The organism is Gluconobacter japonicus (assembly GCF_002723975.1).
In the GTDB taxonomy this organism is placed as follows: domain Bacteria; phylum Pseudomonadota; class Alphaproteobacteria; order Acetobacterales; family Acetobacteraceae; genus Gluconobacter; species Gluconobacter japonicus.
Map to the genome: position 1 here is coordinate 137,687 of NZ_BEWO01000006.1, position 18,087 is coordinate 155,773.

The following is an 18,087-nucleotide window of genomic DNA, read 5'->3' on the forward strand; positions in this document are numbered from 1 at the left end:
GTCTGTTGGGTCTTTCTCGGCCAGACAGGTTTGTTTGGCCAAGGAAAACCATGGTTTGTTCACACTATCAATTAGATGATGACAGTCACATTATGACATGTGGCGGGTATGACAATTTAGCCACAAAGTCTTTGGGAAGTAGCGATTTATACAGGGATACCCATACGTTTTGTGACAGTTTGGCGAAATACTAGAACATTTCTCTTTTTGTCTGTCAGGGGCGTAACGCTTCATCCTGCTCATAGAGTTTACGGATTCTGCGGACCTGATCAGCAGTAACGTCGTGCTGATGTGGGTTCTGATTCAAATGTGGGATGGTTTGTCCGGCCATGGCTGGAACCAGATCAGGAATCTGCATGATTTTTTCCATTGGGAAAAGGGTGTCAACAGCCAGGCGCCCATCTTTCCCGCAGACATACCAGGACTGAGGACGAAACACATGATCTACAGCGTAGAGCGAAGACTGGTTTTCCACGTGAGAAAGAGCATCATCGAGTGTGTGGAACGATCTATAAAGACTGTTGAGGGATGGATGAATTTTGACTGTTGATGTTCCGCCCTTTCTGGCGAAAGCCCAGGCAGACACAAAGCGTTCTACCGGATCACGCCAGATGGCGAAGCTTGGCAGGTCTCGGCAAAGATCTGGCGTGACGTGCCGGTAATATCGGATCGTCTGATGCATCATGGAACATCCATAAAGCTGATTGCAGACAGACGTGCCGCCATTTTTTGGAACATGAATAAAGAGCGCTCCGGCTTCCCGAATACGCGCGATACGGTTCAGACGTTTCTTTCCGAGTGGGAGAAGAAGACGGAGTTCTGCGGCACGTTCATGAATGTCATTGAACTGTTTGACACGAAAGAACTGGCAGAGAAGAGACTGAGGAAAACCATCTGGTGCAGACGGAGACTCTTTCTGATCTGCAACCTGCATTTCGATCAGCGAGGAATGTGATAGCATTCTGTGAAAGCCCCAGTTCTAAAACTGGGGTGACACTGAAGGACGGATACACGGTGGTCAAAGACCGTCTCGTGACGAAAAGAAACGTCTTTGACAATTTAGTTATAAAATTATCAATTTTCAAAAAATAAAACGTCAGACATGGAAAGAAGCATTTTTCTCTATTTCTGTCCGTCGGCTATAATGTCTTGCCAGAAGGGTGCAGGTAAAAAGTTGAATCTGATGATAAATCATCAGGGGAAGTACGATAATGCCCACGGATGCTGCGGGGAAAATGACACTGGCCATTGGAACGCCGGAGGCCAGAGATTTTTTTGAACCACAGAACTGCAAGGTAATACTGTTCTCAACAGACTGTTGCATGCCCTTGCCCATGGCATGGGAGAGAAACAGAACAAGCGCGAGCAGAGCGCTATCCAGAAGAGCAACCTCAGCCAGATGTGCCATCGAAACGCGGTGCCAGATTCCTTCAACCACGGCTGAACTGAAAGCTGTGTAAACGACGACGACAATAGAGCCGCGATCGGTGAAGGAGATGAGAAATTTGTGCCGCCGGACAATTGGCCCCACCCATGATTGCAGGATCTGACCGAGAAGAAAAGGAAGCAACAACTCTTTGGCGACGTCCAGCACGCTGTCCAGTGGGGAGTGCCCAGCGCCCACGTGGCCGAGAACAAGACCCGTCAAAAGAGGGGTGAGGGCGATACCAGCAATGTTTGAAACCGTAGCGGCACAGATTGCTGCCGGAACATTGCCGCGCGCGATGGACGTGAGCGCGATGGAGGACTGGACTGTAGAAGGAAGGCAGCAGAGGAAAAGAATGCCTGACCACAGGTCTTCGCCAAAAAGAGCGTCAGAGAAAAGACTTTTGAAAAGTAGGTGCAGCCCGATCCCTAGAAGAGGGAACAGAGCAAAGGTGCAGAGAAGCACTGTCCCTTGCAGTCGCCAGTCCCGCACGCTCTCGATAATCGCATGACGCTGAAGTTTGGCGCCCTGAAAGAAGAACATCAGGGTGATCAAAACGGTCACGACCTGTTGGAGAAGATGTTGCATCTGACCCCGGCAGGGCAGAATAGAGGCCAGAATGATCGCGCAGATCAGGGCCATCAGGAAAGGGTCAAAGCGCTTCATGGGACACATATGTCTGTATTTGTAATGAACATGCAATTAGCCCTTTGATAAGAAGATAGGCATTTTCATGAAAGGGTTCCGGATGCGGTGAGGTTCTGTATGCTGCCGGGTATGACGGATCAAAATGACAGGCCTTCATTAGGGCGCCGTAGTGCTTTGGCTTCAATTCTAGCAGCGGGAGCCTCAGTCAGTGCAGTCCGCGTTGCCCGTGCAGCTGAAGAGACACCTGTATCAGCAATGACACCTCATCATGATGAGCCAAGCAACTCTCATCAGGAGCCGGGGAACCATTCTGCGGTAGCGAGCCAGCCTGTCGTCAGAACGCAGAGCGATTATCTTTACCGGCCGACCATTCATTTTTCACCAGAAACCGGCTTCATGAATGATCCGAACGGTTTGATTTTCGATGGTCACACCTTCCATCTTTACTACCAGTACGACCCTTTCGCTCCATATGCGGGGCAGGTGCACTGGGGGCATGCGACGAGTACAGACCTTTATACTTGGGAGGATCAGCCGATTGCGATTGATCAGACAGCCGCAGGGGAGGCCTATTCAGGTTGTGTCGTACTCGACCGGGATAATGTGTCCGGTCTCTTTCCCGTCCAAAAGGCTACTGATCCGTCAGAAACGCACGCGAGAGGTCCGGCAACTGCCACTCAGGCCGCCATTGACGCGCTGACGCCCAGTCTTGGAAAAGCATCATCCGATGTTCCCTTATCCCCGGAGAACATGGATGCGTTGGGTCCGAGTGCCGCTGCGCCGTTCGGGCATGTCTTTGATCCTCCGACAACAACTGACCTGCCCCCCGTCACGCCACCGGCTTCCACGTTGCCACCGATGGCGGGCGGTCTGGTCGCACTTTACACCCGCGCTACGCCCCAACAGCAAACACAGTATCTGGCCTGGAGTCCCGATGGTGGGAAACGCTTCATTGACTACGCGCACAACCCGGTTCTCGATATTGGTCTGAATTCATTCCGTGACCCCAAGGTCTTCTGGCATGAGCCAAGTGGCAAATGGGTCATGGTCGTTGTGAAGGCGAGGGCTCATAAAGTCGCATTTTATGGGTCGATTGATTTAAAGCACTGGATGCCTCTGAGCGATTTCGGGCCAGCTGGCCTGTTTGGTGTAGATTATGAATGCCCCAATCTGATCGAACTGCCGATTGAAGAGGACGGGAAAAATACACGCTGGGTGCTGTTCGTTTCCGTCAATCCGGGTGGTCCGCAGGGAGGGAGCGTCACGCAGTATTTCGTCGGTGACTTCGACGGCGAGCGATTTATTCCGGAAAATACGGTCATTGGCCTGACGGATTTTGCCAAGGATAGCTATGCGATGCAGGTTTATGAAAACCTGCCTCTCAATGATGCCGTGTATTTCGCGTGGTTTGGAAACTGGCAGTATTGCGAGGAGGTTCCGAACCGAAGCTGGCGTGGTCTCATGACTGTTCCCCGTACACTCTCGCTTCGTCGTGATGATATGAATTGGCTTCGGCTTGTACAGAGACCCAAGGGGCTGGAACAGCTTCGGGGAGAGGCTATTCCGTTCAAGGTCGGACGGATCGGGGCCCAAAGCGGTGTTCAGGTTTCTATCCCCACTGGGCAGGCCATTGAACTGTCTCTGACGGTCACGGTGGACGAGCGTAAAAACCCACAACCTGATGGTAACAAGGGGCGTGCCGGACGCTTTCTTATTGTCTTTTCCAATGGACAGGGGGAAACTCTCTCAATCGGGTTTGATGCTTTCTCCGCGCAGCTCTGGCTGGATCGTGGTGATCTGCATGGCTTCTCACAGCCATTCTTTACGGAGCGGTTTTCCACGCCTCTGACTGCCAACAGCAGACGCTTTTCCATGAAGATTGTTCTGGATGCCTGCGCCTTGGAAATTTTTGCCAATGATGGCCTGTCTGTCGGGACGGCGCTTGTATTCCCATCAAGTCCACTGGATACACTAAGCCTTCAGGCGACCAATGCGGGTGCAATGGTTGAAGACCTCAGTTTGTATCCGCTTCGTAAGACCATGAATCGTCCTACGGCGATGTAGGGGATGGGTCTGGCGTTTCGAAGGGAGAGGGACGTGCATTTTACCCATACATTTGATGCTCATTCTTTTCTGGATACTTTCGGAAGCTATCTTGCGGCCTTTGTGTTCGGAACGATGATCGGCGCAGAGCGACAGTTCCGCCAACGTACGGCTGGCCTGCGCACGAATGCTCTCGTTGCTATTGGGGCGGCTGCATTCGTGGATCTGGCCGAGCGGATTGGTGGAGATGCCTCTGCCATCCGCGTGATTGCTTATGTCGTTTCCGGTGTGGGGTTTCTTGGGGCAGGGGTCATCATGAAGGATGGCCAGAATGTCCGTGGTCTGAATACGGCAGCCACGCTTTGGTGTTCGGCAGCGATCGGAGCCTGCACGGGATGCGACATGATTGCGGAGGCAGCGTTGCTGACTGTCTTCATTCTTGGCGCGAATACGGTTTTGCGTGTGCTGGTCAAATGGATTGATGGCCGCCTGCCGCCGCAGATTGAACCTGTGGATCGGGAATAAATCAGAGAACGGAATATCCTTTGATGCCCAATTGGCTGAATGATCCGCAGCGTGCCGTCTATGATCGGGAGAGCGGCCTGGGGTGTCTGTATTTTCTGTACAATTCCCAGTTCTCGCCTAATCCTGTGGCCTCAAAAAACGACACCGAATGGTTTCTCATGACCTCGTCGGATCTGGTGACCTGGACGGCGCATCATGTTCAGAAAACGGCCTTGTGGTACTCCACAGACCGGAGGCGGTGCTACAGCTTTCATAGCGTCGTCATGCAGAATCCCTATGCTGCCCAGCGTAATCGTAAAGCCGTTTGGCATTGAGGTATTTCTTGGAGACGGCCGTCTGGCCTTCACGATGCTGGCTTTTCCTGCTGCGAACCAGACGCTAAAAATGTCGATTGAAAATCTTATCAAATTTTAAGGGATAAATGGTGCCCAAGACCGGGATCGAACCAGTGACACTGCGATTTTCAGTCGCATGCTCTACCAACTGAGCTACTTGGGCACCGGGCTTAAGGTGAAACACCCGCTGCGGAAACGGGGTGTAGCTCATGATTCGTTTGGGATCAACCCTTCGATTCAGGATTATCGTTCAGCTCTTCTTCATTATCCTGTCTGAAAGAGGGAACGCGGTAATTTCCACTGAACCAGCGGCCCAGATCTACGTCTGCGCAGTGGCGGGAGCAGAACGGCCGGAAGGCGGGTTCCGTGGGGCGATGACAGATGGGGCAGGTTGCACTCATGAAAGGCTCCAGCTTTCAGGCGCCGCGTTCGGGTTCAGAACCAGCTCTATTGGAGCGGCGCGGCGGAATATGAAATCGTTCAAGGCATCCGGGTCACTTTCCAGTGCCCGGATGAGGGGAATGGATGCCGTCAGCACGCGGCCTTTCCGCTCTTCCCGCAGAATGGTGCGTAACGCTGCCAGCGCCCTGCCATGTGGGGAGGACAGCAGTTCATGTAAGGGTGGACGTTTGCGTGGGCGGATGACTTCAAGCAGGCCCGACGGTGTTGTGCCCAGAACCTGAGGCTTGAGCGGGTCCAGCGCCATGGCGTCTCGAAGAAAGCTGACCAGCGCAGGTCTTTTGCGTGTCTTGACGCCTGCGGGGTCGATGAGCAGCGTGCCGGAGAGATTTCTGAGCTGAATCTGCTGGCTCAAGGCAGGGAAGCTGGCGATATTTCCTTTGAAATCCGGGTTGGCATTACTATCGAGATCAATCGCAATCAGCGCTGGTGTGGGGAAAAAGCTGGCGGTTAACAGGCCCAGGTCAGCCGTTTCAGAACCCAATTCCTCGAACTCGCTCTCCTGGGTGCTGTCAAAGGCCCGCTGGCATCGTTGGAGTCTTGGGCGCAGTCGCGCAGATAGTCGGGCCGCAATGCCGGGGTCATCAATGTGAAGCGGCGCATCGGGATACCGGTCTGCCAGCTCTTCCAGAGGCGTCGAGCCTCGGGCGATGAGGCGTGATGTATTGTTGCTGTCCTGAGGAGGCTCTTCTGCCTTGCGAAACCGCAGGCCTTTCCCGTTTTGCGCAGAGCGACTGACACGGACGGAGACAGATTGTCCCTGTACCAATGTATCGCGGCTGGAAAGAAAACCGCTTTCCCCGTCATAGAGCGTGACGAAGGCCCCACCCAGTGCCGGAGCTACCGTCTGAACGCGTGCGATATGCCAGTCGTCGAGACCATCGGGGCGCCCTGGTCGCCAGATCCCGACATCGAGCAGCGTATCCTGATCCGTGACAGCAATCCGTACCTCGCCCGGGGAACAGGCGGCGCGGATTTCAATCACGCGATCCACCCACCCTGACGACGAGGCTGCCCGCGGAGAAGCTGTGCAGTTTCAAACAGCGGAAGCCCGACCACGGCGGAGTAGCTGCCACCGATCTGGCGGATATGTGCTGCTGCGGCGCCCTGAATGGCATACCCGCCAGCTTTGCCCTGCCAGTCACCATTGGCAATCAGGGCATCAATTTGACTGTCTGTCAGGCGGTGGAACGTAACGGACGTTTCCACCAGACGCTCGTTGGCCACGCCGTCCACCCAGCCCACGGTCGGGCGAAGGGCAACAGCCGTCAAAACCTTGTGGTTCCGGCCAGACAGGAGGCGGAGACAGGCGCGGGCTGTCTTCTCGTCTTCTGCCTTGGGAAGAATCCGCCGACCTACAGCCACGACGGTATCGGCCCCGATGATCAGAGCGGCATCCTGACGCTGTGATGCTGCATGGTCCGCCTTCTCGCGGGCCAGACGCTGCGCCAGCGCACGGGGCAGTTCACCTGGGCGGGGCTCTTCATCCACGTCCGTGCTGACGACATCATCTGGCACGATACCGATCTGGCCCAGAAGAGCGAGGCGACGGGGAGAGGCCGAAGCCAGGACAAGCGCCGGGCGCTTCAGACTGTCAGAGTCCGACAGTGAAGGCTGGGAGGGGGCCATGCGCCGCAGTCTCTTACTTGAAGCGGAAGGTGATCCGGCCCTTGGAGAGATCGTATGGCGTCATTTCAACGTTCACGCGGTCACCGGCCAGAACACGAATACGGTTCTTGCGCATCTTGCCGCTCGTATGAGCGAGAATGGTGTGCTCGTTGTCGAGCGTGACGCGGAACATGGCGTTTGGCAGCAGTTCCATGACGGTGCCGGTGAACTCGATGAGGTCTTCTTTTGACATGAGAATCCTTGGTACAGAGACAGGGTAGAGGTCTGCGCGAGGCAGTGGCGCCGATGGGAGCCTGAAAATCCAGTTCCGCTATGTGCGGACTGTCGGGCCAAACGTCAAGCTTGACGCAGCTTTTGGGGCATTTTTGCAGGAAAAGATGTCCGCTGCTGTTCCGGCCACGGGATCAATATCGTGTCAGGGCCGTATCCGGCTCATCATGTTAGAAAATTCGAGTACGATGATTTTTGTTTTAACGCAGGAAAACGCCTGCCGATCAAAGGGGGATAGTGCGGAGACACGCATGTGACATGACTGGGTCCCCGCCATTGAACTGTTGATGGCCTGAAAGTCTACCGACCCTACTGGTCGGTAGACGAAAGTGTCTCAAATTCCAAGCTGGTCCAGACGCAGGCTGAGGCTCAGGGCATGCGCGTCCAGACCTTCGGCCTGTGCTAGAGCAACGCCTGCCGGACCGATCTTTTGCAGGCCGGCTTCGTCGGCTTCAATGGTTGTCGTACGCTTGATGAAGTCGAAGACGGACAGGCCGGATGCAAAGCGGGCTGTGCGGCTTGTGGGCAGAACGTGATTGGGGCCACCGACATAGTCGCCTACGGCTTCCGGGCAGTACCGTCCCATGAAGATGGCGCCTACATGGCGTACGAGCGCACTGAAGGCGCGGGGTTCGTCCAGCAGAACTTCCAGATGTTCAGGGGCCAACTGGTTTACGATGCGTGCGGCTTCGTTCAGATCCTTCACGACAATGACGGCGCCGTGGTCAGCCCAGCTTTTTGCTGCGATGGCTGTGCGGGGGAGTGTCTGAAGTTCCGTCAGAACGGCCTGACTGACAGCGTCCCCAAAAGCGGCATCGGTCGTAATAAGAATAGCCTGAGCCTGCTCGTCATGTTCGGCCTGTGCAAGCAGATCGATTGCGGCCAGACGTGGATCGTTGTTGCCGTCCGCCACGACGACGACTTCTGACGGCCCGGCGATGCTGTCGATGCCAACGTGCCCGAAGACCTGACGCTTGGCTTCGGCCACGAAGGCGTTGCCCGGTCCGACGATACGATCAACCGGAGCAATACGCTCAGTGCCGTAAGCCATGGCGCCCACAGCCTGCGCGCCGCCAATGCGATAGATTTCTTCAACACCACACAGACGGGCGGCGGCCAGAACCAGTGGATTCAGCACACCATCGGGCGAGGGAACGCATATGGCCACGCGCTGCACACCTGCAACACGAGCGGGTAGCGCATTCATCAGAACGGAGGACGGATAGGCTGCCTTGCCACCAGGAACATAGAGGCCGACAGCATCCAGGGCGGTCCAGCGCATGCCAAGACGAATGCCCTCGTCATCCGTGAAATCCAGATCTTTTGGCATCTGGGCTGCATGGAAGGCTTCGATGCGGCGGGCGGCCGTTTTGAGAGCTTCCATCAGATCCGCAGGCACACGGTCTGCCTCGCGGGCAATCTCTTCCGCGCTGATCCGTAGTTTGTCAGCCGGAAGCGTCAGACGATCAAAACGGGCTGTATAGTCACACAGCGCTTCGTCCCCACGGGCACGGACATCCGCCAGAATGGCACGGACCGGCTCGGCGACGCTCCGTTCCTCACTGCTGCGATCAGCCATCAGACTGGCAAAATCGTTTTCGAAACCGGCGTTGAGAGTGTTGAGACGCTTCATTTCGCTGCTGCTTCTTCGCTCAGGGCGGCACGGAACCGTTCGATCAGAAGGCCAATTTCCTCGGGCCGTGTCTTGAGAGCCACGCGGTTGACGATCAGACGGCTTGTGACGTGTGCGATGGTCTCTGTCTCCATCAGACCATTGGCGCGGAGGGTGGAGCCGGTATCCACGAGATCCACGATGACACTGGCCAGATCAAGGGTCGGTGCAAGTTCCATGGCACCGTTCAGATGTACAATTTCTGCATTGATGGCGCGGGAGGCGAAGTGACGGCGGGCAATGGTCGGATATTTTGTTGCGACACGCAGGCGGGACTGAGAGGCGGCCGGATCTTCGGTCACAGTTTTGGGGCGTGCGACGGAGATACGGCAGCCGCCGATCCCGAGATCCAGCGGCGCATAGATGTCTGGATAATCGAATTCCATGAGAACATCAGCCCCACAGACGCCAATGTGCGCGCCGCCATAAGCCACGAAGGTCGCCACGTCGAAAGAGCGGACGCGGACGACATCCAGATTGGGGTAGGATGTTCCGAACCGCAGGCGGCGGCTGCTTTCTTCAAGGCAATCCGCATCCGGCTCGATACCGGTTCGTTTCAGAACAGGGGCCAGCGCCTTGAGAATCCGCCCTTTCGGGAGGGCGAGGATCAGCGGAGAGCCGCTCCGGTCTGAAGTGTCCGTTCCGGTCTGAGGCGCTGTCATGAGGCGTCTGTCCTTGCTGTCCGCAGCCAATGAAAAGAGAACAGCAGCGCATATCACGAAGCGCCGGTCTTCCAAAATTTCTTGACGGAAAGATTGCGATGATGACTATCTTGTATGTATGTCTGCAAACATAGAGACACTACTGTTTCCCACGCCGCTTCTGATGACCGGAGGTTTGCCGCTTCGTGTTCAGATGCGGGAGCGTATTCTGACGGCCGTCGGGTCCGGGCTGCTCAAACCCGGAGACCGGTTGCCGACAATGCGGGCGCTCTCCGTCCACCTCCAGGTCGACCTTAATACGGTGCAGCGTGCCTATGCGGAACTGGAGCGACTTGGAGCCATCGAGACATTTCGGGCGCGTGGCAGTTTTGTCAGCAACCATCCGCCCCCGCCAGATCCGGGTCTGAGGGAGCGCGAGGTCATGGATCTCGCAGCTTCGACGATTGCCCGAAGCCATGCTCTGGGGCTTGAGCCAGACCATGTTCTTCAGGCGATGAAGACACTTCTGGAGTCTTCATCTTCTATTGCGCCAGTGTCGGGCGCCGGAAAGGGACAGTCATGATTCAGTATCCAACATTTCCGTCGCCCTCATCCCGGAGAGGTCGTGGGTTGCCCTTCAACGGGCTGGCAGCGGCACTGGCGATCCTGTGCTTTCTAATCGGGGTGGGTCTTCAGCTTGCGATCCGCCAGATCGGATTTGTCATTGTTGGCGCGATTGTCGGGGCGTTTGTTCTTCTGTCTCTGAAGATGTGCAATTCCTGGCAACGGGCGCTGGTTCTTCGTGCAGGTAAGATCCAGGGACTGCGTGGGCCGGGTCTGTTTCTGATTATTCCGTTTGTTGATCAGATCAGTGAAGTGGTCGACCAGCGTATCCGAACAGTGCCTGTCCACACACGTCAGACTTTGACGCGCGATACAACACCCGTGGATGTGGATGCGGTCGTATTCTGGATGGTGCATGATCCGTTGCGGGCTATTACAGAACTGGATGACTATGAAGGCTCGGTCTCCATGGTGGCGCTGACGACCCTGCGCGAAGTGGTCAGCAGTTCGGATCTGGCCGTTTTGCTGGAAGATCGCAGACGCATTGATGATGAATTGCGAGACCTGATCGAGGTTAAGACCCGGGAATGGGGTGTTACGGTTCAGGCCGTGGAAATCCGCGATGTTCAGTTGCCTGACAATCTGCAGGACGCCATGAGTCGACAGGCGCAGGCTGAACGTGAGCGTGCAGCCCGGGTAACGCTTGCAAGTGCGGAACGACAGGTGGCTGTGGAACTGGCCGCTGCGGCTAAGACGTATGAAGCCTCGCCCATCGCGCTCCAGATTCTTCAGATCAATCGCGTTTTTGAAATGAACAAGAACCGCGGGACGACCATCCTGATGCCGACGACAATGGCGGATGCGATGGGGAATGCCACGGCTTTCGCGGCGGCTGTTCAGGCCGCAGCGCAAACGGATCGTGACACGACCGCAGAGTAACGTCAGTCTGGGAGTATATGACGTTTGAGAAGGCGCTCCAGCCACTCCACGAACGTTGTAACTCTGTCAGTTGTATGATGCTTATGCGGGTAGAGAATGGACATCGGCAAGGGCTCTGCGCACCATTCTGGCATGACGCTCACAAGCTCTCCGTTTCGAAGATGCTCTTGCACGTCATAGGCAGGAACCTGGATTAATCCCATCCCTGCAAGGCAACCTGCAATCAGGGCTTCCGCATTATCAACCGTGATGCGGGCTGGAGGAAGGGCAGATTTATTTACGCCATTCTCCATCCATTCCCAGGGTTCTACACGGCCCGTCACAGGAGATGCGTAGCGGATAACATGATGACGGGTCAGGTCATCCGGGTGCTCCGGGGTGCCAGACTGCTCCAGATAAGCGGGGCTTGCGACATTCAGAAGGCTGAGTTCGCCTATCCTGCGACTGATAAGTTCTGAGTCCTGAAGTGGCCCGACCCTCAGGACGCAGTCTGTCTGCTCCTTTACGAGATTGACGGCACGGTCCGTCATGCCCAGTTCGATGGAGAGGTCGGGGTGACAGGACAAAAAGTCTGGCAGTGCCGGTGTAACGATCAACCGTCCGATCCGGCCTGGAAGATTGACGCGTAGAACACCTGAAAGCCCATCGGTTTTTTTTCGAAACAAAGTATCGATGTCTTCCACATCTGCGACAAGGCGCAGACAGTGCTCATAGAGTTTTTTGCCATCCTGCGTGGGAGAAACAGCGCGGGTGGTTCTGGCCAGAAGCCGGGTTCCTGTCCGGATTTCCAGATCCCGGATGGCTGTGGACACAGTGGATCGAGGCATGTTCAACATGTCAGCGGCCCGTGTGAAACTGGATGTTTCAACCACTCTGATGAAAATGCGGAAAAGGTCGATCCGATCCAAGAGAACCTCGTCATATTGGGGAAGGTTTGTTCGAAATTCCTGACAGGTGTGATCAGGAATAGGGTCTTGGTCCTGTTTCGCAGGACGGTAGCCTGTGGGCCTTAATTGCGAAAGATGGAGACCCCAATCATGGCAGATCATACGCTGAAGGGAAAAACGGCTCTTATCGCCGGTGGTGCCAAAAATCTTGGTGGCCTTATTGCCCGGGACCTTGCGGCTGAAGGTGTGCGTGCCATTGCCATTCACTATAATAGCGCAGAAACAAAAGGCGCTGCGGATGAAACTCTTGCCGCACTCAGGCAGGCTGGCGCCGAGGCCGTAGCCTTCCAGAAAGATCTGAGAACAGCCGCCGGAAACGCGGACCTGTTCAGAGAGACTGTGGCGGCGATTGGCCAGCCGGATATTGCCATCAATACCGTCGGAAAGGTTTTGAAAAAACCGATCGCCGAGACGTCTGAAGCTGAATTTGACGAGATGTTCGATGTGAATACGAAGTCGGCGTTCTTTTTCATCAAGGAAGCCGGCTTGCATCTCAAAGACAATGGTAAGCTTTTAACGCTCGTCACATCCCTTCTGGGAGCCTACACGCCATTCTATTCCACTTATGCAGGCAGCAAGGCAGCGGTGGAGCATTTTACCCGTGCGGCGTCCAAGGAATATGGAGCGCGTGGTATTTCCGTAAATGCCATTGGCCCTGGACCAATGGATACGCCCTTCTTTTATGGACAGGAAGGCGCGGATGCCGTGGCATACCACAAGACAGCGGCGGCTTTATCAGGACTGAGTAAAACGGGTCTGACAGATATTGAGGATGTTGTGCCGTTTGTGCGGATGCTTGTGTCTGATGGATGGTGGATGACGGGTCAGACCATTCTCGTGAATGGTGGCTATACGACCAAATAAGAAAAAACCGGTGAGGATATTTTCCTCACCGGTCCTGTTGGGCATTAGAATGTCGCGTTGATACGACCGTAATAGTAACCGCCGTTGATCGGCACTTGTGCCGAGTTTGAGTCATAGACAGCAGCACCGTAGGAGCTTAGCTCTTCAGGCAGCTTGCGCGGACGAATGTTAAAGACGTTGTTGCCACCAACAGCGACATGCCAATGTTCGTTGAAGCGATAACCGACTTCAAGGTCTGTCAGCCAGCGAGGGGTATTCTTGAACTGAGCGAAGCAGGTGTTGGAGTAGCGGAGCGCTCCACCGGATGCGGGGCACGTTGCGGAAGCTGGCGTCCAGTCTTGATACGTCATCATGGATGTTGTTTCACCGTAACGGGTCTGACGAACATTTAGATCCCATTTTCCAATAGTATAATAAGCGTTGAGGATAATCTTGCTGCGCGGATAGCCTGTTGTGAGGTAGCCGATCGTCTGTGCATTAAGCAGCGGGCTGCCATTCGTATCACTTGCGACATGATGCATGCGGGTACGGTTCAGGTCTAGCGCCATGCTCAGTGCGAGATTGCCATAACGGTGCAGGTGAAATGTATAATCCGCTTTAATATCGAGACCTTGTGTGCGAGTGCTCGCTACGTTTGCGAAATAATACGCAGAAACATTGCTTATATCAAACGAATTGACCGGTAGAGCATAACCCATAGCCTGAATGGCGTCGACGGCCGCTTGACCCTTGGTCGTACCACCCTGTGAAATACGGTTACGCAGATTGATCTGGTAGACGTCCGCTTCCACATGGAAGCCTTTCACAGGTTCCACCACAACACCACCGCTGGAACTGACAGAATATTCCGGCTTGAGTGGGCTGGCACCAAGAATGCGGGCAGCAGCAGAACTGACGGGAAGCAGACCACTGGCGCTGGTCGGGCTAACGCTCATGGTGCTGTAGTGCTGTTCCGCAAGCGTTGGAGCACGGAAGCCGGTGCTGATCGTACCGCGGAATGCCAGCCACGGTGTCGCATCATAACGTGTTGAGACCTTGCCGTTCTGGGCATTGCCAACATCTGTGTAGTGTTCAAAGCGTCCTGCGAAATCGAGATCCCAGTGCTTCAACGGATGGAAGTCACCATCGATATAGGCGGCCCAGATGTTACGGCTCCAGGAGCCTGCGTTCTGGGGGCGCAGACCGGCATAACCCTGCGTTCCGCCAACTTCATAGGATGCGGGTTCGCCCGCAACGATGTCATACATTTCCAGACGATGTTCGCCACCAAAAGCCAGAACCATTGGCACCGTATTGAAAATGTTGATCTTGCGTCGGAAGTCCAGATTGTTGGTCCACTGCGCGTTACGATAGTTCAGTGCACGAACAGTCGTTGGAGACCAGCCACACCCGCTGGAGGAATAATTGGCCACGTTGCCGTTATTGCAGGTCGATCCCAGCATACCGGTATTGGCTGTGTTCTTGTTGCTGATTTTGTCCTGATCGGCACCATAAACGGTGCTCAGATCCCAGTCGAAGCCATAAAAATCGTGCCCTTTGAGACCGAGTTCTCCTGCATAGTCATCTTCGTCAATGACTTCGAGTGGCGAGAAGCCGGATGGGTAAAGTGTTGGCGCAATGCTAGGAACGCGATAATTCTGAATGGCTTCGGCATGACGGTGGGCATATGTGACCTGCCCGTAGAAATCGATTTTCTCTGTAATGGGTTTTCCGAAATCAATACCCAGATTTTCACGGGTTTCTTCCGGGGTGCTCATGATTTTATTGGAGTCTGTGGGCACGCTTCGCGCGTTAGCCACAACGCCGGTGTAATAACCGTTCGTGTTGGCACCTGCAGGCCAGTACCCCAGAAGACGATGATCTTTTGCTCCTGCAACGAAATGATCTGTATGATAGACCTGTCCGCTGATGTGCATAAAACCGTCATGGCCAAGCTTGAAGCCACCATCTGCATTGAGCTGGTACTGCCATCCATCACCGTTATAGGCATTGGCACCAGTCTGTGCGGACATGTTCAGACCATGGTCCTGCTTTTTAGTGATAATATTCACCACGCCAGCAATCGCGTCCGACCCATACATTGCTGCGGCACCATCTTCGAGAACTTCGATATGGTCGATCATATTGGCCGGGATCATGTTGAGATCAACAGGCGTCGAACCAAACTGCGGCCCAGCATTCTGCACAATATTGGCCGTGACGTGACGACGCTTTCCATCAATCAGGATCAGAACCTGGTTTGGATTTAGGCCGCGCATCCGGATAGAGGAGGTCAGAGCAGCCGTATCGCTTCCCTTGGCAGAAACGTTGATCGAAGCATAGGTCCGTGTCAGTGCGTCAGCCAGATTCATTTGACCTGAACGACGAAGTGTAGCGGCTGTTACGACAGTCACCGGACTCGTGCTTTCACGCGCATGCTTGTTGCTTGCGTGCGTTCCCGTAACGATCATGGTCTCATTGCCGCCTGCTGGCGCACTACGCCTCCGAACAACCTGTTGTTTTGTTGGGATCGGTTTTTTTGCCCCATGAACAGGAGTGTGCTGCACGGCGTGCGATGTTGTCGCTGGTGTTGATGCCGCGAGAGCCTGAGTTTCCAGTGAAGAAGCCAGAATTGATGTGGTTGCAAGGAAAAAGAGGCGTCTTGATGACATGCTGGCGACTCCCGGAATGAAGATCTGAATCAGCGTTGCTGCTGCCAAAACAGTTCATAACGAAACTGTTACGGTTAGCTATGGTAATTCCACGCTGGAAATATTTTGTCATTTCTTGATTTGGTAACAAAAAAGGCTGCCATCAAATAATGGCAGCCCTTCGAAAATCTTTCTATGTGCATAGGACGCTAACGAGTGGGATTAAAGCCGGCCACTACATTGACGAGATTACGTTGCCGACGGGTCGTCAATCGTGCCGAAATCAAAACGGAACGCGCCTGAGAAATTGCTGTATCAAGATCGGAATTGATGATGGTATGATCGAATTCTGCCCAATGTGAAATTTCGTTGAGGGCCGCTTTCATACGCTTCTCAATTTCTGCAGGATCGTCAGAAGCACGCTTGTTTAGGCGACGCTCCAGTTCTTCCAATGACGGAGGGAGAACGAAGAGACTGACTACATCCTCTGGAAGCGCTTCACGCAATTGACGGTGACCCTGCCAGTCGATGTCGAACACCATGTCATAACCAGCATCCAGGGCTTCCTCTACGGGGGACCGAGGAGTGCCGTATCCACGGCCGAAGACTTCTGCCCATTCGAGAAGGTCGCCGCCCTCAGCCATCGCACGAAAGGCTTCGATATCCCGGAAGTGATAGTGAATGCCCTCCACTTCACCGGGGCGAGGGCTCCGCGTTGTCACAGAGACAGAATGCTTGAGGCTGGGTTCTGACGCACGCAGGGCATTGGCGATCGTGGATTTGCCCGCACCGGAGGGGGCTGAGATCACCAGACAGACGCCGCGTCGGGACTGTTGGGTCATGGAGGTCTCCTTGAGATGGTTCCTGTGCCGGACAATGCCGCAGCCTCTACCCTGAAAACCCCCTGTCTGACCAGATGTTCCTCAAATCAGCCTTCTCAGGGTTCGGACTGAAGTTGTGCCGTGATGGCGCTGCTGAGTGACCGTCTGCGGGAGCCGCCCAGAATATGTCCAAGCGGGGCAAGGACTTCGATATGGTCACAGACAATCTTGAAGACCGCGAGCATTGGAACGGACAGGAACGCGCCAGAAATTCCCCACATCCAGTCCCAGAAGAGCAGTGATCCCATAACAAAAACGGGGTTAAGGGTAAAACGGCGCGCCAGCAGCATCGGCGTAATCGTTTCGCCTTCCAGCACATGGATCAGCAGGTAGATGGATGGGGGAACAAGTGCATAAAGCAGGGATGGAAAGGTAAAGAGCCCTACGAAAAAATATACCACAACACCCGTAAGCGGGCCGATGATGGGGATATAGTTCAATAGAAAAGCCAAAACACCCCAGAGCAGAGGGTTGGGCATTCCTGTCGCCCAGCACTGGATCATGTTCGCCAGACCGACCAGAAAATTCATCATGGTGATGGTCGCCAGATAAAGCGATACGTTCCGCTCAATCTGGGTTGTGATCTGAACCAGCCGGCGCTTCTTCCGAAAAGTCGGCATGATTTCCACGATACGCCGGAGCAGCGTGTCTCCTTCTGTCATGAGGAAGAACAGCATCAGCAGCATGGAGAAAAATCCTCCGGCGACTTCCCGTGTGCCAGCAAGAACAGAGGTGCCCAACTTGCTCAACGCTGTCTCTCCGCCAATAGGGGCAGCGACGGCATGAGAGCCTGATGGCCGGTACCCGCCAAACACTCCGGACAGTCGTTGATAGTCCCGCTGCATCATTTCAATAGGGCCACGCAGAACGGCCAGTTTGCTCTGAAGTGCCGGAAGAGTCTGTGGAGCACGGGAGATCCAGCCAGCTGCAGGAACGGAGATCGTCGTGGCAATACCACCCACCACACCAAACATGGCGACGATCAGAAGCAACGCAGCCAAATGCTTGGGGAGGTGGAGCTTCTGTCGAAGGAAACGCATCGGGGCAATCATCATGAGATTGACCACCAGTGCGAAGACGAAAGGCAGAAGAATGGGCGCTGTGAAATACAAAGAATAGAAAACGGCCAGAATCGTCAGGATTAGAACACAGATATCCCGGACGTTCAGATGTTGACGCAATATGTCACGATCCAGCGTGGGGTCCGGCAGATCCTCGTCTTCTTTAACAAGGTCCGAAAGAGGACAAGGGGCGTCATCTTCCGGCGGAAGAGAGCCTTTCTGGCTGGGAAGTGCGGAAGGCTCAGTCGAACGGCCGGACATGTTTGGTGCCTGAATCGGAGGAGATGATGTTCAGGTGAGAAGACCTGACAGAGGACACAGTTGCGTGTTCTGCCCAAAAACCCTCTTGAACTCCAGTAGGAACAGGTCACTAAATAATGATCAGAGCTAACGGGACCCTGCCCGTTGGCGAACCTGGAGCTAGGAGAACAGCCATGGCTTGGAACACGCCGAAAGTTACCGAAATTCCGCTGGGCGCAGAAATCAACTCGTACGTCTGCGGCGAGAAGAAGTAATCATCTTTCCCTTTTCGGGGAAAATGGCGGCCGCCTCC

The 18,087-nt window shown here is 54.8% G+C and carries 19 protein-coding genes and 1 tRNA gene; 7 read left to right on the forward strand and 13 right to left on the reverse strand.

All coding sequences use genetic code 11. The annotated features are described in order from the left end of the window. Window positions 1–214: 214 nt before the first annotated feature. Window positions 215–961 (reverse strand): sulfotransferase family 2 domain-containing protein, encoded by a 747-nt coding sequence (locus GJA01_RS06110; RefSeq protein ID WP_062505020.1) that lies wholly within the window; start codon window positions 959–961, stop codon window positions 215–217. Window positions 962–1,096: 135 nt separating this feature from the next. Next, window positions 1,097–2,092: a bile acid:sodium symporter family protein gene (locus tag GJA01_RS06115; protein WP_062505022.1), complete on the reverse strand. Its 996-nt coding sequence runs from the start codon at window positions 2,090–2,092 to the stop codon at window positions 1,097–1,099. 99 nt (window positions 2,093–2,191) lie between these two features. On the opposite strand from GJA01_RS06115, the gene GJA01_RS06120 reads away from it, so the two are divergent. The 3 genes from GJA01_RS06120 to GJA01_RS06130 are packed head-to-tail and all read left to right on the forward strand — an operon-like array spanning window position 2,192 to window position 4,956. Beyond that, complete coding sequence (locus GJA01_RS06120) at window positions 2,192–4,138, forward strand: glycoside hydrolase family 32 protein (protein ID WP_062505024.1); 1,947 nt, start codon at window positions 2,192–2,194, stop codon at window positions 4,136–4,138. Window positions 4,139–4,171: 33 nt separating this feature from the next. Beyond that, window positions 4,172–4,642, forward strand: a complete 471-nt coding sequence (locus GJA01_RS06125; RefSeq protein ID WP_062023539.1) for an MgtC/SapB family protein — start codon at window positions 4,172–4,174, stop codon at window positions 4,640–4,642. Window positions 4,643–4,665: 23 nt separating this feature from the next. Continuing rightward, a complete protein-coding gene (locus GJA01_RS06130) occupies window positions 4,666–4,956 on the forward strand; it encodes a glycoside hydrolase family protein (RefSeq protein ID WP_099282305.1) in 291 nt (96 codons plus the stop codon). A 108-nt stretch (window positions 4,957–5,064) separates the two neighbouring features. Here GJA01_RS06130 and GJA01_RS06135 read toward each other — a convergent pair. The 7 genes from GJA01_RS06135 to hisG form a co-directional block, all read right to left on the reverse strand. Further along, window positions 5,065–5,140: transfer RNA gene (locus GJA01_RS06135), tRNA-Phe, on the reverse strand. Window positions 5,141–5,201: 61 nt separating this feature from the next. Next, window positions 5,202–5,378 (reverse strand): DNA gyrase inhibitor YacG, encoded by a 177-nt coding sequence (locus GJA01_RS06140; protein ID WP_061931307.1) that lies wholly within the window; start codon window positions 5,376–5,378, stop codon window positions 5,202–5,204. Next, on the reverse strand, window positions 5,375–6,421 hold the full coding sequence (locus GJA01_RS06145) for a ribonuclease E/G (RefSeq protein ID WP_062505065.1): 1,047 nt from the start codon (window positions 6,419–6,421) through the stop codon (window positions 5,375–5,377). The genes GJA01_RS06140 and GJA01_RS06145 overlap by 4 nt, the downstream gene beginning before the upstream one ends. Next, window positions 6,418–7,065, reverse strand: coding sequence for a Maf family protein (locus GJA01_RS06150; RefSeq protein ID WP_062505026.1), 648 nt, complete (start codon window positions 7,063–7,065; stop codon window positions 6,418–6,420). Before GJA01_RS06150 ends, GJA01_RS06145 begins: the two co-directional genes overlap by 4 nt. Window positions 7,066–7,078: 13 nt before the next feature. Then, window positions 7,079–7,297, reverse strand: coding sequence for a translation initiation factor IF-1 (gene infA, locus GJA01_RS06155; protein ID WP_007282896.1), 219 nt, complete (start codon window positions 7,295–7,297; stop codon window positions 7,079–7,081). Between the two features lie 372 nt (window positions 7,298–7,669). After that, window positions 7,670–8,968, reverse strand: a complete 1,299-nt coding sequence (gene hisD, locus GJA01_RS06165; RefSeq protein ID WP_062505028.1) for a histidinol dehydrogenase — start codon at window positions 8,966–8,968, stop codon at window positions 7,670–7,672. Next, complete coding sequence (gene hisG, locus GJA01_RS06170; RefSeq protein ID WP_010502982.1) at window positions 8,965–9,669, reverse strand: ATP phosphoribosyltransferase; 705 nt, start codon at window positions 9,667–9,669, stop codon at window positions 8,965–8,967. The genes hisD and hisG overlap by 4 nt, the downstream gene beginning before the upstream one ends. A 118-nt stretch (window positions 9,670–9,787) precedes the next feature. Here hisG and GJA01_RS06175 point away from each other — a divergent pair, with 118 nt between their 5' ends. Together GJA01_RS06175 and GJA01_RS06180 are read left to right on the forward strand one after the other, a co-directional pair. Then, complete coding sequence (locus GJA01_RS06175; RefSeq protein WP_062505030.1) at window positions 9,788–10,231, forward strand: GntR family transcriptional regulator; 444 nt, start codon at window positions 9,788–9,790, stop codon at window positions 10,229–10,231. Next, on the forward strand, window positions 10,228–11,151 hold the full coding sequence (locus GJA01_RS06180; protein WP_062505032.1) for an SPFH domain-containing protein: 924 nt from the start codon (window positions 10,228–10,230) through the stop codon (window positions 11,149–11,151). Before GJA01_RS06175 ends, GJA01_RS06180 begins: the two co-directional genes overlap by 4 nt. 2 nt (window positions 11,152–11,153) lie before the next feature. On the opposite strand, the gene GJA01_RS06185 is transcribed toward GJA01_RS06180, so the two are convergent. Then, on the reverse strand, window positions 11,154–12,059 hold the full coding sequence (locus GJA01_RS06185) for a LysR family transcriptional regulator (protein WP_062505034.1): 906 nt from the start codon (window positions 12,057–12,059) through the stop codon (window positions 11,154–11,156). A gap of 129 nt (window positions 12,060–12,188) precedes the next feature. Between GJA01_RS06185 and GJA01_RS06190 the strand changes: the two genes are divergently transcribed. After that, entirely contained in the window at window positions 12,189–12,962 is a 774-nt protein-coding gene (locus tag GJA01_RS06190; RefSeq protein ID WP_062505067.1) for an SDR family oxidoreductase, read from the forward strand. Between the two features lie 44 nt (window positions 12,963–13,006). Here the strand turns inward: GJA01_RS06190 and GJA01_RS06195 are convergent, their stop codons facing one another. From GJA01_RS06195 to GJA01_RS06205, 3 genes are all read right to left on the reverse strand, one after another. Beyond that, window positions 13,007–15,613, reverse strand: a complete 2,607-nt coding sequence (locus tag GJA01_RS06195; protein ID WP_062505069.1) for a TonB-dependent receptor plug domain-containing protein — start codon at window positions 15,611–15,613, stop codon at window positions 13,007–13,009. Window positions 15,614–15,801: 188 nt separating this feature from the next. Next, the gene (gene gmk / locus GJA01_RS06200; RefSeq protein ID WP_062023550.1) at window positions 15,802–16,434 is read right to left on the reverse strand and encodes a guanylate kinase; all 633 of its coding nucleotides are present in this window, start codon (window positions 16,432–16,434) and stop codon (window positions 15,802–15,804) included. 95 nt (window positions 16,435–16,529) lie between these two features. Continuing rightward, window positions 16,530–17,795, reverse strand: coding sequence for an AI-2E family transporter (locus GJA01_RS06205; protein WP_061931327.1), 1,266 nt, complete (start codon window positions 17,793–17,795; stop codon window positions 16,530–16,532). A 173-nt stretch (window positions 17,796–17,968) separates the two neighbouring features. Here GJA01_RS06205 and pqqA point away from each other — a divergent pair, with 173 nt between their 5' ends. After that, entirely contained in the window at window positions 17,969–18,049 is an 81-nt protein-coding gene (gene pqqA / locus GJA01_RS06210; RefSeq protein ID WP_010502998.1) for a pyrroloquinoline quinone precursor peptide PqqA, read from the forward strand. The last annotated feature ends 38 nt before the right edge of the window (window positions 18,050–18,087 follow it).